This is a genomic window from Leisingera sp. ABM4_101, assembly GCF_056158725.1.
In genome coordinates, this window is sequence record NZ_JBSWTV010000002.1 from 2,255,934 (window position 1) to 2,270,737 (window position 14,804).

Sequence of the window (14,804 nt, forward strand, 5' to 3'; positions counted from 1 at the left end):
AGGGGGAGGCTTGCAGGCAAGCTCCTGGCAGTGGGTGCGAATGCCGGGCGTTAGCGAGCGGCCTGCTGAGGAGGAAACTCATTAGGGCAGGCCGCTCCATCCCACCCCGGTTATTTTGGGACTTGGCGAGTATAGGGGAGGAGCGAGATTATTCCAGTTCGGAACAATGGTCGTTCAATCCTCGGAGGGGGGCTTACCAAAAAAAGAAAATGCGGGGGCATTGAGCCACCCGCAAAAAAGTTGGGTTCTTTGGGCTTGGTGGCCAAATGGCCTGTAGGTGACTGCTAGCTGAAGGTGGTTAACGCGCGGTTAAAACTTTCAAAGGTCTAGTCGGCTTTAAGCGTAGGGATGTCGATCTCGCATGTGTCGCGAGCGCTGGGAGAAAGCTCTCATCTGCGTCTTCCTTGTGCTTCTTTGGCTCTTGTTTTCTGGCGTTCTGCGCCCGCATAGCGAGCGACCATGGCTCGGGTCTGGTGTCCTGTGACGGCCATTATCAGTTCATCACTGCATCCTTGTGCAGCCAATTCAGCGGCGGCCGAATAGCGTAAACCGTGTAGATCATAGGCTTCGGCGCCGATCCGTTTTCGAACCTTCATTACAAGCTCGTGAGCGCTACGGTAGCTCGTCGGCTTGCCGTGCCCCCAGGCGCAGATAGTCGGGCCAAGCTCTTCTGTCGTAGTCAGCAGGGAGCTGAGGTGGGCGGTGAATGGCACCCAAAGCGGTGTGCCAGTCTTGCTTTGAGTGACATTGATGCCACCGCCGTCTATGTCGCTCCAGCGCATTTTCAAGACGTCACCAATCCTTTGACCCGTACCCAGACATAGCTCGAAGATAAGTAGTGCGCGGCCGTCAGCCACTTCGCGATATTGTGCGATTTTCTCCGGTGGCCAAGGTTGGCGCAGGGGAGCCTCTGACTTGATCAAGGAAACTCCTTTCGCCGGATTGTCGTCCCTCCAGCCTAAGTCGATGGCGTGCTCCATTAGGATCCGCACCACCTGCACAACATAGTTGGCAAAACGCACCGTTTCGGCATTGGCATCGCGGGCTCGAATTACGTCTTTGCGGCGCATCGCGTCGACAGGCAGGGGGCCCAATTTTTCACGAACCCATTTCAACACCTTGTCGTAATCCCGTCCTGTGCGAGGAGCCAAGCTGCGATAACGCTGGCTGCGCACATAACTGGCGACCAATGAGTTGAACGTCTTGTTCGACGGTGGCGCAGGCTGTGCACCATTGAGCAGAGCTGCGTACTCCAAGGCAAACTCTTTGGAGCCAGGCGTAGAATTGATGCGTGTGGTTTTGCAGCCTCTGCGTTGAAAATACAGAACGCCCTTCTTGTCATAAACGTGGGCAGGGAGGTCGCGTTTCATCGTTTCAGATCTACCAAGTCAAAGGGATCTTGAGGGGGCTGAGGGGAAGGCGGGGTGACGATAACGCTGCCGTCGGGATCAATTCGCACGGAAAACCCCTGGGCAGCCCATTCGGCCACCGCGCGCCGAAGGTCGGCCGGTTTAAAAACAGGTCGCTCTCCCATGGGGCGCGCTCCTTATGTCAGGTGGGCTGGGATGCGGCTTGATTTCGTGAGTGGTGGGCCTGCCGCATCCCTGGTGTAGCGGTGGCCAGCCGCAGAGGCAGTATCGCTATGCGACTGCCTGACGTTTTGGGGGTATGCAAATTGCCTTCGCGACCCAGTTCTCGATTGCGTTGTCCTCTCCAGCCCCAATTGCGTTAATGCCGTAGAGGTGGATTTCTGCCAGACAAGTCGAGCGGCGTGGGTAGGGGTAAAGGCCACCAGTTTTAATTGCAGCAACGGCAACAGCTTCTCGTCTTGCTCTTCCCGAAAGTTCGGCAATAGCTCGGGCAAACTCGCTGGCAGGAGTGCCTATCTTCATTTTTTGATCCTTGCTCGCGCTCTTTTGGTGTGCTGTTAACGTAAAAGCTCGCATGGGTTGAGTTGCATTTAAAGGTTGGAATTTAAAATTCTGCCAATGATTGTGCGATTTTACGGAGCGTTACATTGGCAGAGCGCTGGGCGACCGGTTGTGCGTTCAATTGAACGCTTCATGCTGCGGGAGGCAGGGTGTGCCCCATTTTTTGTGCAATGTCGCGAGTTTTCTGCGCGATGCGATCAAGCATCTGCTCCAGCTCGGTCGGTTCCGGGGCCGGGTGCGGGCGATCGACCAGGTGGGCAGCACGCAAACGTGCGGGGTCAAAACTCTGCCCGCGCGCAGCTTTCAGCGCAGCCCAGGCGGCGGTGAACAAGCAGGGATTATCAATGTGATCTTCTGGCCGGGACGCAATCTGCCTGGCTGAATGAATGACTTCTTTGGGAAGGTCTTGCATCTAATCCTCCATCGGTTGATGGGAGGTGTTTAGTACGGAAAAGTCGTATCGGTCAATCCAAAAATGCGAAAAAATCGTACATCAGGAATTCGGAACTTGCTTGCTGTGCTTCGCCAAAAGGGAATAAAACGTGAACATCTGGAGGAATTGTATGGTGCCCAGGCTATTGGCCAGGTTGTTATTGCCCTTTGGCGTGAACCTGAACTGGGTTTTTGCGCCCCTAGTCTGGGTGCGCGTTAGTCGAGATGCTTCAGTATCTCTTGAAGAACGTCGGAGGGCAGCCTTGCGGGATCGCCACCCAAGATAAAGTTGAAGTCCACTTGGAACGCAGAGAGGTAATAAGTCATTAGCCGCACAGAGGGGGCGCCGGACTGTTCCTGTGAGCGGAATGTTGTGTACTTAATTCCTGCGTTTGCGGCTAAGTCCTTTTGTGCAAGGCCAGTCATTTGCCGCGCTGCCACTAGGCGTTTGTGGATCGCTTCGGGGGAGGTGTCGCCTCGGCGGCAGCGGTTGTCGATCTCTAAATAATCCATAGTGCTGTAATCGCCAAAATACGAATAAATCGCACCAAGTTTGGGTCGCACTGTTGATAATGCGAAAATATCGTATTATCTGACTGCATGACCACTCGTGATTTGATCCAAGCGCTGGGCGGTTACCGTACCGTCGCGAAGCGTCTGAAGAAGAAGCCGACCACTGTGCACACACACATGCAGGAGGGCGTTATGCCTGCTGCCTGGTACGATGCAATCTGCCACATGGCTAGGGAGCAGAAGATCGAGGAGCCGCCGCGCTCTTTGTTCTCTTTCCTTAGGATGGCACCGGGAGCGGAAGAGGGGAGGGACGCTGCATGAGCCGTCCTCGTTTGACCCTCGTTGTAAACAATACTGATCCATGTCCGCAGGCTATCGCGGGCGCTGGGCAAAGATCTTGGTCAAATGAGTTTGACCCGCATGCACTAAAGGTTAGCGCACCTGACCTTTGGTCTAGCTATTTTAGGGCCCGTTTCCATAGCCCGCGTGAAGTGGCGCTCTACTTCGACGTGAGTTTTCAGACTGCACTGAACTGGTGGGGCGCGATCACTGCGCCCGCTAGCCACATTGCCATTCTTGTCATGCTAACGGATCCGGCCGCGCCCGGCTTCTTTGGCCAGGCGGCGGAGGTGGCTGCATGAAATTAGAGCGCATTGTGTCGTCACTGATGGGCCGCAGGTCTTCAAGCGCGTGCGGGGAGATAACGCTGCTGTTCCCTGATCGAAGGGCCAAGCAGGTTCATCAAGATCCTGAAGCCGCCGGTGCGGGGATTTATGCTACCTTCCGAGATCTCCGCCCCAAGCTGAACACCGCCACCAAATTCAAAGGCAACTTCCTGAGCTACACGGGGGTGTGTGTAACCCAGGAAGAGCCAATCAGCTGCCTGGGCAGGGCAGCCAAATACCCGAATGAAGTATTGTCCCGTCTTCTGGGAAATGCCGCGTTCCAAACACAACGCCACATCATGCATATCTGCTTCGCACAGGAACTGGCCAACTTCAGGTTTGGCGGCAAGATTGCCGCTGACCTTGATATTTCGCCGGTGAGCCAGCGAGAACAGTCCTTCAGGCCGATTGTCTTTAAGTGGCGAAAATCTAAAGCGTCTAAGGTTTGGGTAAAGTGGCCGATGGTTGCTTGCGGGCAGCGTGCCGGGACCCGATCTCAATCTTGCGCGCTGGGCGTTTTTGCCGATGAACGAGAGCGAACCAATGCGATCCAGAGACGGCGCGGCAGACACAACTCTTGCGGCAGCCGCCCATGCATAACTGAGCACCATCACAACACCATATCTCAATGTACTAATACTTTAGATATTATTGCCCCTTCGCAGGATCTGTCGAGGAAAATAGTTACAAAAACGACAGCTTACCTAGCGTCAACCAGGCTCGCCATTGCTCCAATCGCACTTTTTTTGTGCACTTTTTGTTCGCAAGCGCCCAGGTTGCAAGGGGTGTTCACCCGTAAAGCTAGTTTTTGCGGGGGGCGGATGGAGCAGCAGCTGCCTCAAAGGTCTTTGGTCCGCAAAGGGTATTTCCGGTATTGGCGCTCTTTTTCATCACTATTGCACCGGGCTCGGACGGTCTCTGGAGAATTGAGACTTTCAGGCGGTAACAGTCAAACAGGCAAGAGGCAGGCATGAGCATAGAGATTTACTCTCTGGTCAAACGGCGCGTAGTCGGTTCGCCCACGAAGAAGGCGATCCTTCTCTATATGGCGGATGCAGCTAGTGACGACGGGTCTGGTATTTGGGTGAGCAAAGCCAACATGGCTGCTGATCTCGAGATGAAAAGCAAGCGCACCGTTCAGACGAATATCGCTGATCTGGTAGAGGTAGGACTGATCGCCGAGGTGGGCCAGCGAAAGTGCAAAAACGGCTTCACAATCGAGTACTGCATCAACCTGAATGTCATCTCAAGGCTTCCGCTGACCCGTGCAGCAAATGCACCCGTACCACTATATGTAGCGGGTGCAGGAAATGCACGGGTGCAGGAGATGCATCCGACGGGTGCAGGAGATGCACCTCCACCCGTGCAGGAGATGCACCCAAACCATCATAGGAACCATAATAGAACCTTGTGTCCGGCTGGCGCCGGTCAAACACAAGAACTAGATTTTGATGGCTTCCTATCTGAGTTCGTCAATGTCTTCCCCCGGATGGGGGCTATGGAGGCAACCGAAGATGCATTGCGTGCCGCATTGGCCAAAGGTGAGGATGCGCAGGAGATTCTTGCAGGAGCTCGGGCCTATGCCATCGAGCAAGTCGGCAATAAACCACGTTTCATCAAGTACCCGGAAAACTGGATTGCGGCAAAACGCTGGCGCCAACACATCACCGCACCGCGAGAGGAGGTCGATCCCCGCAAAGTCCTTGAGGCTAGGGCAAAGGACATCAAATCCGGCAAGCCCTTCCTGTGTCGCGGTATCACCGCTCACGCGGCAGGGGAGTGCATTTCCGCTCAGCTAGTAACGCTCGATGAATGCCGGAATGCGGGGATAGCGATATGAGCAGCCCGCATCTCGATCCGGATGCCCATGGTGCCAGGTTCGGCCAGGTGACAGTGACCGTAGATTTGGACCTGGGTGATTGCGTCATCACCACGCCGGTCAAGGCACCAGTGGGCACTATGACTTGCCGCAAGCGGTTTAACAGCTTGGATGAGGTCGAAGGGGCTCTTGGTATCCAGTTGCAGCTAGCCCAGCGCCCATCCCACAAAAACAGCAACGCACGAGACTTGGCCCGTGCACTCGAGTTCGCTGGCAAGCAACTCAAAGCGCAGCAGGAGGCAAAGCGCAAATGACAGAGCGTATGACAGCGGAGCAGTTCCGCAGCGCACAGTGTGGTGAACAGGCGCAGGATAAGCGCAGAGTACGGGGAACCAAGCGAACCACCACCGCAGACGGTATCACCCATGACAGCAAGACAGAGGCCCAGCGCTGGGAGGAATTGCTGCTCCTGCAGGAAGCAGGCGAGATCTGCGGCTTGCGTCGCCAGGTGGACATTCCCTTGCATGGCCGGGATGGGCCCATCATGACAGACAGCGGGAAACAGCAGCGCGTTTACCGTGCCGACTTCACCTATGTTGACCAGCGGCATGGCTGCGCCGTGATCGAGGATCGCAAGGGCCATGAAACCGACGTGTTCAAGCTGAAACGTGCTGTCCTGCTCGCCCAGGGCATGGAAATCCTTGTCACCAAGGCGAAGGGCTGACCCATGGGCGTGATCGAGGATCTGAAAGCAGAGAACAGGCAGCTGCGCAGCCTCTTGGATCAGGCGCAACGCGCTGGGCGTCCAGCGCCAGTCAAACCGGCCCCGGCAGCGGTAGCCCGGCAACTCGAGTTGCCTGACGTTGTGCGCTTTCCGTTGGCGGAGTTCGCGGCGGGCAGGGGACGGTGTGTGTCGCTGCCAGACAGCATGCAGGAGATTGCTGACGTGATCGGCCGGGAAAGGGCCGTACGCCTGATGGAAGGCACTAGAGCGCGTGGAAAACGGCGTTGGCGGCGTCAGTTGTATGTGCCGGCCGAAATGTCCGAGGAGCACCGCATTGCCAACATGATCGGACTCGAGGATGCGATGCGCCTGAGTTTCAGTCACGCGAATTGCATTCTAGAGCTGCCAGCCTGCCATGCTTTGCGCAAAGCTTATTTAGCAGACCATGTGCTGCGGTTGCATGATCATGGCGCTGCCGAGGCGGAGATCGCTCGGGAGATCGGGGTGGAAAAGAAGACCGTGGCAAGTCTTTTGGCAGATGGTGAATATTGGCGGCCAAGGCTGCAACCCCGCTTATCTGGCCATCGATCATTTTCACCGTGACCGCCGTGCGCCGCTGGATTGAGGGAACAAGAGGGAAAACCTGCCAATGAAGAAAGCCCCGGTGACGGCCGGAGCTTTCGTCATCAAGGCGAGTGCTAACACCCGCTCAACTCAGGAGCAAATTGTCGTCGAAATGCGCCACCTGAACTCTCGGAGCGAAAGAAAACTCTGAGGTCACGAATTCCGGCAGAACGACGCCAGCGGAAGTGAAGTTTGCGTCGCCATCGTTAAGCAGGAGCGTCATTTCGAAAGGACCAGTTCTTGGCACTATCAGGAGATCTAAATCGCCATCGAGATCGAAATCTGCATTGGCCACCACGTTGCCGCTGATTGACGGATCGAATGATTTCAGCACGAATTCCGTGCCATCGGCGGTCTCGACGACATCAAAAACCCTCAAGCCAGGGTCAACACCGTCATCATCTTCAGCCCCGGCGCTGATCACTTCGATGCCCGGATCATCATCAAAGTTACCGGCTTCCATGGAGCCGATGAAACCGTCCTCACCCGAGGTGAAGCGCGGTGACAATCCTTCTTCGCGCATACCAGTTCCATCGTTCAGGAAAGCGTAAATACCGCGAGATTCTCCGGACGCAACGAAGACGACGTCCTGGTCGTCATCACCGTCGAGATCGAGGACCTGACCATCTCCGAAACTTTCGGGGCTGGGAGATGTAGAGTCGCTAAACTCCAGTAGGCCCGAGCCGTCGTTGATATAAACACCAACCTCATTCGCCAGGGAGTTTGTGAAGATCACGGCGTCCAGCGCTTCATTTCCATCGAAATCAGCCAGTAGCGCATCATTTGACCTTCCTAAGGTCGCAAAGCTTCGTTCGAGGAGGCTGAAGTTTCCTGTCCCGTCGTTCTGCAGAAGGAATGAGGAGCTTCCAGCAGACTCGGTCGCCAGAAAATCGACGTCTCCGTCGCCATCAACGTCTTTCGCGTCGTGAGCCTTGAAAACGAATTCGAAATTGTCGCCGGAAGGATGGTAGACTGAGAAGGTGGAAGTTTGCCCCGGCGTAAAATTGCCAGATCCGTCGTTTTCGAAGACGGTCGTCGAAATGTCGAACTCGAAGTCATCCGGACCCGTAGAGGGCGCGGATTTGCCGCTTGAGATGACACGCAGAAAATCAATATTGCCGTCGGAGTTGAAATCGCCTGACAAAATATCTGCGTCGCCGACCGCAATACCGGTTCCACGCTCGGTAAACGCGCCGGTGCCGTCGTTTAGGGCAATAATAACTTCTCCGTCGTCTTCGTACCACAGATCCGGAGTTGGCTGGACGCCCCCGTCTGAAGGATCGAAATGCAAGAAATCGAGCCGCAGCGGTTCGCCGCCGTCCTTCATTCCAACTATTTCAATAACATCGCCTTGGTCGATCCGGACACCTTGGATTAAGCGGGACGTGGCGGTCATCGAATTGGCGAGAGCGCTGCCGAAGTCCTGATCCCACAACCAGCTGTCGATTTCGACGCCATTGACGAGGATAGCGACGTTCGAGGTGCCGTCATTTTCGTCAAAATACCCTACGTTGAGGTCATAGGTGCCGTCTTGACCCTCAAAGACATAGGAGGCGCGTTGCTCACCGTCGCCTTTGGCTTGCAAAACCTTGTCGTCCGATGCTACTCCCAGCGACTTAACCTTGAATCCGGTGTCGCGCGTGAAGTCTTCCGCCTCGATGCGGAGTGAGGCTGGGGGAATTCCCGGAACTTCGGCGAAGTCGATGAAATCGAACCGTAGCGGTTCGCCGCCGTTCTTCATTCCGATGACTTCGATCACGCCGCCCTGATCGATCTGGACGCCCGTGATCGTGCGGGTCGTGGCGGTCATGCTATTGGCGAGTGTGCTGCCGAGATCCTGATCCCACAGCCAACTGTCGATCTCGATGCCATTGACCAGGACAGCGGAGTTAGAGATGCCATCATTCTCGTCGAAATATCCGAAAGTCAGGTCGTAAGTACCCGTCGGCTGATCGAAGACATAGGAAGCGCGCTGCTCGCCCGACCCTTTGGCCTGCAGGACCTTGTCGCCCGACGCAGTGCCCAATGATTTAATCTTGAACGAAGCGTCTACCGAAAAAGACTCTGCTTCAACCCTGAAAGCCATAACACAACTCCTCGCTGGATAAACATAACGGTGGTTGCAGAAGTTGGAGTGCCGGAAGTTGAATTTAGGGCTATTTGTATGCACCCTGTATCAGCAATTGCGACGCTACTATTTCCGTATTGCCACCCGGGGGCCTTATATCACGGTGCTAAAAAAGATGTAGGTGAGCAAATAGAGTACAGCGCCTCGGGATGTACCGCAAAAGTGATACCCCAATTGCGGAAAATAAGCGTTTATGTGGTTGTATTATTTTATTATCACCCAAAAGTGACTTACTTTGACACTAAGCGGCCTGAGCGGAGATCCGCTGGTTGAAGTGATGTACTGGCCAGAGGTTGAGATTAAGATGGCAGCACCGGGTGTCGCTTAAATCAATTTCAGCTGCTCTCGCTGCCAATGCCTGCTGATCCCAGCGTAACATTCGCGCGGTGCTTTGGCTGTGAATGTCGGCTCTATTCACTTTGCGACGGATAGTAGTTCGGTGTCATCGGTTCTTGCAACTGCGGCGAAGTCCAGTTTGCCCCGGTGAAATAACTTTGGATAGGGCGGTAGGGCAGGTGGAAGAGCTCATGCTGGGAAAACCGCCAGTGGCCTAAGTGCTTGTTCTGCGAAAATTTGTCCCAAGAAGAGGGCAAAGGCGCAGAAATGTCTCAACCGATCATCAATAAAAGCATTTCGCTAGGCACAGTCCTGAGCCTGGCCACGATCCTTACCTCCCTCGCGTTTGCGTGGGGGCAGTTCAATACCCGCATGTCTGTGACTGAGGCGACCATCGAGCGCCTAGAGGGGCAGGTTGTAGCGCTCGATGATTTCCAGCGCCTTGAGGTCCGGCTCGACAGCATCAGCCCGCGTCTTCGGCAAGTTGAGCAGCGCATCAGCGCGCAGGACGCCACGCTTGACCGCATTCTCGAAACGCTTGTCGATATTCGGGTGCGTCTCGACCGGCGGTCAGCTCCGGCGCCCAGCTTTTTTCCAGAAAGCCAATAGGAGGCGACCATGAAACTCATTTCGAATTGGAAATCCGTGCTGACCGGCTCTTGGTCTGTGCTTTTTATCGTCGCCGGTCTGGTCTCGCTGGGCGGTTTCTTCTTTGCTCTGGTGACTGCTGAGCAGCTGGGGTGGAACCCGGTTTGGTTCGCCATCGCCGCTGCAGGATGTCAGGCCTTGGCAATTCCAGCGCGGTTGATCTTGCAGTCAGGGCTGCGTGAATTCCGGCAGGACACCAGCGGCGCTATCCGGCGGCGTGCAATGGGTGGTATGGCGGCTGGTGCCGTCGTGATCGCCATGGCAACGCCCTTTATTGCGAAGTGGGAGGGGGTGCGGACAGAAGCGTATCTCGACATTGTCGGCGTTCCGACCATCTGTTTCGGCGATACTCATGGCGTGCAGCTGGGCGACAGGGCGACAATGGCGGAATGCCTCGACCGGCTCGAGGAAGACGTTCAAGCCTTTTATGCCGAAATCTCCCCGTGCATGACCAACAGGCTTATTCCTAAGGGTGTTCAGGCGTCCATGCTGGAGCTGGCTTTCAATGTCGGTTCCGGGCCGGTGTGCCGGTCGACCATGATGCGAAGGGCCAATGCGGGCGATTACGTCGGTGCCTGCAATGAGCTGCGGCGCTGGGTCAAGGCGGGTGGCAAGCGCATCCGGGGGCTGGAGAACCGCCGAGCAGACAGCAAGCACTCGCTCTGCATGAAAGGCCTGGCCTGATGTTCTGGCGCGTTTGTGCCCCCTTGTGCCTCGCTTTGGCGGCCTGTGGATTGCCAGCAGGTCGATTGGCCAGCCTTGCTGCGGGCTCGCCCGATGTGGTGGCCAACGTGCAGGCGGGGCGCACAAACGCGCAGACAGTCGGGCAGACGGTGATTTCCGAGCAGAAGGTCACCCGGCCGCAGGCCCGAACCATCGAGCAGAGCGGAGGCCGCACCAGCGTGCGCAGCGAAGCCGTGCAAACTATTGTGTTGCGTGAAGATCCGCCGCCCTGGCTGCTGCTGGTCGCGCTGCTGGGCTGGCTGCTGCCGACCCCCGCGCAGATCGGTGCAAGCATCGCTGCATCCTTCAGCAGGGCTACAAAAATGGGTCCCTCCGCAGGGAGGATCTCACGTGGGTAGGCGGAACCGCAGAAAATTATGTGTGCGTGCCGCCGGGGATAGGGGTTGTTTATTATATAGCCCGCGCAAATGGCTGAAAGAAAACACCTAATCCGGTTTCCGATATAAAAACATCTGCCTTGCGGCGGGGAGGCAGCTTTCTAATTCCTGGGGGCGCAAGTGGCTGGAAAGAAAAAGAAACCCAAGGGCAGAGAAGTAAACCGCACCGAGCTTGCCGAAATCAACGGCGTCTCGCTGCCGACCATCGACGAATGGGTGCGACGCGGTTGCCCTGTTGTGCAGCGCGGCGGCCGGGGCCGGGCCTGGATCTTCAACACGGCGGAGGTGCGCAGCTGGCGGGATGACGATGTTTTGCTCGAGCTGGTGGATATGGAAGCCTCGCCGGATGACGACGGCGGCAGCGGGCAGCTGCCGGTGATCAGCAAATGGGCCGCGCGGGTGGTATTGGGCTTCTCGCAAGAGAACGTTAAGCGCGAGATTCGCAAGCTTGCCGGAGCGCTGGGTGCATTTGTGCATCAAAACCGTTGGGGGCAGCCGGTCGGCCAGGCCGCGGTTACAGTCATCGGCCCAGATGCTTTTGACCCTGACTATGACAATCTCGAGGTTTGGGTCGTCGAATGGGACCAGCAGATCGACCTGGGTGAAGGCGTCTGGTCTGGTGAGGGCGTCACCCCGGAACGGGTTATGGTCGGCTTCTCCCCGGATACCGGTGCCGGAAACGAGAGTGAATACACCGAACTGTCAGGCGGTGCCGCATGAGCTATGGAGCGGCGCGCAATGAGCAGATGCGCGAAGGCATCGTCCGGTTTGGCGTGGTGACTGCCGTTGATACGGGGGCGGCCCGGGCTAAGGTCACATTTGGCGGTGAGAGCGAGAGCGGCTGGATCCCTTGGAGGGCCGAGCGGGCCGGGGCGGTCAGCATCTGGGCACCGGTGAGTGTGGGCGAGCAGGTGATCGTGGTCTCTGAGTTGGGCGATACGGCCAATGGCATCATTATGGGGTCTGCCTTCAGCCAGCAGAACCCGGGTCCAGCGGGCAGCGAAGGACTGTACAAAATCCAGGTTGGGCCATCTTCGATTGAAATTGACGCCAGCGGGGTGCGCATCAAGGCACCCAAGATCGAATTGAACTGATGCCCGCTGTTACCAGAAAAGGCGATCTCTGCACCGGGCATGGGTGTTTTCCATCCCGGGTGTCGACGGGCGGCAGCAGCAATGTTTTTGTGAACGGTATTCCTGTCCACCGGCAGGGGGACAGCTGGTCACCGCATGGGTGCGGTGTGTGCCCGCCGCACGGTGGCAATCTCGCGGCGGGTTCCACTACGGTCTTTGCCAATGGCTTGCAGCTTGGCCGGATTGGTGATCCTGTCGACTGCGGTTCAGCCGTTGCGGAAGGGTCTGGCGACGTGTTCGCGGGCGGGTAAGGAAAACCGCCAGAGGCACAAGGGGCGTAGCGGGGCGCATGATCGCCCCATGAATGGCATCGACGCATCCACCGGCAAGCGGCTTTCTGGCCTGGCGCATCTGCGCCAGTCGGTCCGGGATATCTTAACCACCCCCATCGGCACCCGCGTGATGCGCCGGGACTACGGCAGCCGGTTGTACCAGCTGGTTGACGCGCCGATGAATGACGCAACCCGCCTGGATATGATGACGGCCACCTATGAAGCGCTCGAAACCTGGGAGCCACGGCTGCAGGTCGAGCAGGTGGCCGTTGAAATGCCGGAGCCTGGCGGCGTCGTGATCGCGCTCGAGGGGATTTACCTTCCAAACGGGCAGCCTGTCACACTGGACGGGATCGAGGTTCGCTGATGGCTGGCGGGTTTTCGGCAATCGATTTCTCTCAGTTGCCCGTGCCGGGCATCCTGCAGGATGTGGACTCCGAGGCGATCCTTGCGGCGATGATAGCCGATTTGCGGGCCCGCGATCCTGAATTTGACGCGCTGGTTGAAAGCGATACTGGCTATAAGCTCCTTGAGGTTGCCGCCTATTGGGCGGCGCTGGCTCTTCAGCAAAGGAACGATGCGGCCAGGGCGGTCATGCCTGCCTACGCAATTGGGGCTGACCTCGACAATATCGCTGCCCGCTATGCTGTCGCGCGCCAGGTTATCGACCCTGGCGACCCCGCCGCCTTGCCGCCGGTGCCCCCGGTGCTGGAGAGTGACGAAGATTTGCGCCGCCGGATGCTGTTAGCCTTTGAGGGGCTGAGCGCCGCCGGTCCGGTCGGGGCGTACAAATTCCACGCGCTGGGTGCGGATTCCGATGTGGCTGACGCAAGCGTGCAGAGCCCTGCGCCGGGCGAGGTGCTGGTGACCGTTCTTTCCCGCACTGGTGACGGCAGCGCAGGGGGCGCGCTTCTGGCTGCGGTATCGAAGGCGGTGAATGCTGACGATGTGCGGCCGCTGACGGATCAGGTGACTGTTCAGGGGGCTGCAATCCTCCCTTACGCGATTAGTGCCACACTGACAGTCTTTCCCGGGCCGGATAGCGCGCTTGTACGGCAATCGGCAGAGGACGCTGCTGCGGCCTATGTTGAAGTGCAGCACCGGCTGGGCCGGGACGTGACCCTCTCCGGGATTTTTGCCGCGCTGCATCAGCCAGGCGTGCAAAATGTGGCTCTGGCCAGCCCTGTTGCTGACATTGCGGCCGATGATAGCCAGGCCGCTTACTGCACTGGCATTTCCGTGAACGTAGGAGGCGCCGGTGTCTAAGAGCCTGCTGCCCCATAATGCAACCGTTCAGGAGCGCGCCATCGAGGCGGTGATTGGACCGGCGCAGGCGCCCCCGCTGTTTCTGCGCGCGCTCTGGGATCCGGACAGCTGCCCGGTGGAATTGCTGCCCTGGCTGGCCTTTGCCTTTTCCGTCGATGTTTGGGGTCCGGCCTGGCCGGAGCATGTTAAACGCGAGGTGATCCGGCGCAGTTTTGAGGTGCATCGGGTCAAGGGAACCCGAAAAGCCGTTGTGAGGGCTCTGGATGCCATCGGTTTCAATGTCGATCTGTCGGAGTGGTTCGAGCATGGGGGCGATCCACATACTTTCCGCCTGGATGCTTTCGGCGAGGATGTATTCGACGCCGGGTTTCAGATCGACACCGCGCTCCTAGAGCGGGTCACGCGGCTGATCGAAAACGTGAAGCCAGCGCGAGCGCATTTCACGCTTCGGATTGGCGAAAGCTATACAAGCGGTACGGAGCTGCGCGCAGGTGTGCGCGCCGCGCATTTGCACAGGCTCGAAACAGACGCAGAGCTGCGCCCTGCGCTGGCCGAGGCCGCGGCACGTCTGCGCACGGGTTCACGCGCAATGATGCGCACGGAGGTGACCCACGATCCGCGGCCGCGGGCGAAGCTGGCGCGATCCGTCGCCGCTGTCGCGCTGGGCGCGCGGGTAACGCTGATCAGCGAAGAATTCCACGATGTGAAAAGGAGGGCAGCAGCGTAATGCCGTCGACACTTCTGACCGATATTGCGGAGGCGAAAATCACCGCCGCCGCTGGTTCTGGAACCCAGGTCGCAATAACTCATATCGCTTTGGGCGACGGGAACGGCGCGAATTACGGCCCGGGCTTTTCCCAAACTGCCCTGCAGCGCGAGCTGGCTCGCCAGCCCATCGAAGCACGCCACATCGTCGGCGCGAATGCCTGGCGGGTGAAAGCTGAATTCGGGCCGGAAACCCCCGCGTTTTTTGTACGTGAGATGGGGTTCTTTGACGCCGATGGCGACTTGATTGCGATCTGGGCTGGCAACGACGTGCACCCGCGCCGGTGACCAACCATTTCCATATCAATGCCGCCCACATGACGGTGGCGCAGCTCGCAGACGAGCTGCAGCGCCGCGCCCGCATGGGGCAGGCGGGCGCGTTGTTTGATGCTCCGCATGATTACGGCCAATACGAGGGCGAGTGATG

General features: G+C 57.8%; 19 protein-coding genes. 15 read left to right on the forward strand and 4 right to left on the reverse strand.

The window, feature by feature from the left end:
• Nucleotides 1-389: 389 nt before the first annotated feature.
• From ACXAEK_RS12045 to ACXAEK_RS12055, 3 genes are all read right to left on the reverse strand, one after another.
• Nucleotides 390-1,370 (reverse strand): site-specific integrase, encoded by a 981-nt coding sequence (locus ACXAEK_RS12045; RefSeq protein WP_475042209.1) that lies wholly within the window; start codon nucleotides 1,368-1,370, stop codon nucleotides 390-392.
• Nucleotides 1,371-2,061: 691 nt separating this feature from the next.
• Nucleotides 2,062-2,343, reverse strand: coding sequence for a hypothetical protein (locus ACXAEK_RS12050; protein ID WP_475042211.1), 282 nt, complete (start codon nucleotides 2,341-2,343; stop codon nucleotides 2,062-2,064).
• A gap of 1,215 nt (nucleotides 2,344-3,558) precedes the next feature.
• A complete protein-coding gene (locus ACXAEK_RS12055) occupies nucleotides 3,559-4,152 on the reverse strand; it encodes a hypothetical protein (RefSeq protein ID WP_475042213.1) in 594 nt (197 codons plus the stop codon).
• A 359-nt stretch (nucleotides 4,153-4,511) separates the two neighbouring features.
• Between ACXAEK_RS12055 and ACXAEK_RS12060 the strand changes: the two genes are divergently transcribed.
• From ACXAEK_RS12060 to ACXAEK_RS12075, 4 genes are read left to right on the forward strand one after another with little or no spacing between them, the layout of a single operon-like run.
• Nucleotides 4,512-5,381, forward strand: coding sequence for a helix-turn-helix domain-containing protein (locus tag ACXAEK_RS12060; RefSeq protein WP_475042215.1), 870 nt, complete (start codon nucleotides 4,512-4,514; stop codon nucleotides 5,379-5,381).
• The gene (locus ACXAEK_RS12065) at nucleotides 5,378-5,674 is read left to right on the forward strand and encodes a hypothetical protein (protein ID WP_475042217.1); all 297 of its coding nucleotides are present in this window, start codon (nucleotides 5,378-5,380) and stop codon (nucleotides 5,672-5,674) included. Before ACXAEK_RS12060 ends, ACXAEK_RS12065 begins: the two co-directional genes overlap by 4 nt.
• Nucleotides 5,671-6,084, forward strand: a complete 414-nt coding sequence (locus ACXAEK_RS12070) for a DUF1064 domain-containing protein (RefSeq protein WP_475042219.1) — start codon at nucleotides 5,671-5,673, stop codon at nucleotides 6,082-6,084. The genes ACXAEK_RS12065 and ACXAEK_RS12070 overlap by 4 nt, the downstream gene beginning before the upstream one ends.
• Before the next feature lie 3 nt (nucleotides 6,085-6,087).
• Complete coding sequence (locus tag ACXAEK_RS12075) at nucleotides 6,088-6,687, forward strand: hypothetical protein (RefSeq protein ID WP_475042221.1); 600 nt, start codon at nucleotides 6,088-6,090, stop codon at nucleotides 6,685-6,687.
• Between the two features lie 106 nt (nucleotides 6,688-6,793).
• On the opposite strand, the gene ACXAEK_RS12080 is transcribed toward ACXAEK_RS12075, so the two are convergent.
• Nucleotides 6,794-8,794 (reverse strand): FG-GAP-like repeat-containing protein, encoded by a 2,001-nt coding sequence (locus ACXAEK_RS12080; RefSeq protein ID WP_475042223.1) that lies wholly within the window; start codon nucleotides 8,792-8,794, stop codon nucleotides 6,794-6,796.
• A 645-nt stretch (nucleotides 8,795-9,439) separates the two neighbouring features.
• Here ACXAEK_RS12080 and ACXAEK_RS12085 point away from each other — a divergent pair.
• From ACXAEK_RS12085 to ACXAEK_RS12135, 11 genes are all read left to right on the forward strand, one after another.
• Nucleotides 9,440-9,781, forward strand: a complete 342-nt coding sequence (locus tag ACXAEK_RS12085; RefSeq protein WP_475042224.1) for a hypothetical protein — start codon at nucleotides 9,440-9,442, stop codon at nucleotides 9,779-9,781.
• Between the two features lie 9 nt (nucleotides 9,782-9,790).
• Complete coding sequence (locus tag ACXAEK_RS12090; protein ID WP_475042226.1) at nucleotides 9,791-10,504, forward strand: lysozyme; 714 nt, start codon at nucleotides 9,791-9,793, stop codon at nucleotides 10,502-10,504.
• Nucleotides 10,504-10,902 carry a bacteriophage spanin2 family protein gene (locus ACXAEK_RS12095; RefSeq protein ID WP_475042228.1) on the forward strand — a complete coding sequence of 133 codons (399 nt, stop codon included), beginning with the start codon at nucleotides 10,504-10,506 and terminating at the stop codon, nucleotides 10,900-10,902. The genes ACXAEK_RS12090 and ACXAEK_RS12095 overlap by 1 nt, the downstream gene beginning before the upstream one ends.
• A gap of 159 nt (nucleotides 10,903-11,061) precedes the next feature.
• Entirely contained in the window at nucleotides 11,062-11,661 is a 600-nt protein-coding gene (locus ACXAEK_RS12100; protein ID WP_475042230.1) for a terminase small subunit, read from the forward strand.
• Nucleotides 11,658-12,035 carry a phage baseplate assembly protein V gene (locus ACXAEK_RS12105; protein ID WP_475042232.1) on the forward strand — a complete coding sequence of 126 codons (378 nt, stop codon included), beginning with the start codon at nucleotides 11,658-11,660 and terminating at the stop codon, nucleotides 12,033-12,035. The genes ACXAEK_RS12100 and ACXAEK_RS12105 overlap by 4 nt, the downstream gene beginning before the upstream one ends.
• Nucleotides 12,035-12,325, forward strand: coding sequence for a PAAR domain-containing protein (locus tag ACXAEK_RS12110; protein ID WP_475042233.1), 291 nt, complete (start codon nucleotides 12,035-12,037; stop codon nucleotides 12,323-12,325). The genes ACXAEK_RS12105 and ACXAEK_RS12110 overlap by 1 nt, the downstream gene beginning before the upstream one ends.
• Nucleotides 12,326-12,374: 49 nt before the next feature.
• Nucleotides 12,375-12,713, forward strand: coding sequence for a GPW/gp25 family protein (locus tag ACXAEK_RS12115; protein WP_475042235.1), 339 nt, complete (start codon nucleotides 12,375-12,377; stop codon nucleotides 12,711-12,713).
• Nucleotides 12,713-13,612 carry a baseplate assembly protein gene (locus ACXAEK_RS12120; RefSeq protein WP_475042236.1) on the forward strand — a complete coding sequence of 300 codons (900 nt, stop codon included), beginning with the start codon at nucleotides 12,713-12,715 and terminating at the stop codon, nucleotides 13,610-13,612. Before ACXAEK_RS12115 ends, ACXAEK_RS12120 begins: the two co-directional genes overlap by 1 nt.
• The gene (locus ACXAEK_RS12125; RefSeq protein WP_475042237.1) at nucleotides 13,605-14,339 is read left to right on the forward strand and encodes a phage tail protein I; all 735 of its coding nucleotides are present in this window, start codon (nucleotides 13,605-13,607) and stop codon (nucleotides 14,337-14,339) included. The genes ACXAEK_RS12120 and ACXAEK_RS12125 overlap by 8 nt, the downstream gene beginning before the upstream one ends.
• Nucleotides 14,339-14,665, forward strand: coding sequence for a phage tail-collar fiber domain-containing protein (locus ACXAEK_RS12130; protein WP_475042239.1), 327 nt, complete (start codon nucleotides 14,339-14,341; stop codon nucleotides 14,663-14,665). Before ACXAEK_RS12125 ends, ACXAEK_RS12130 begins: the two co-directional genes overlap by 1 nt.
• A complete protein-coding gene (locus ACXAEK_RS12135; protein ID WP_475042240.1) occupies nucleotides 14,662-14,802 on the forward strand; it encodes a hypothetical protein in 141 nt (46 codons plus the stop codon). The genes ACXAEK_RS12130 and ACXAEK_RS12135 overlap by 4 nt, the downstream gene beginning before the upstream one ends.
• Nucleotides 14,803-14,804 lie beyond the last annotated feature (2 nt).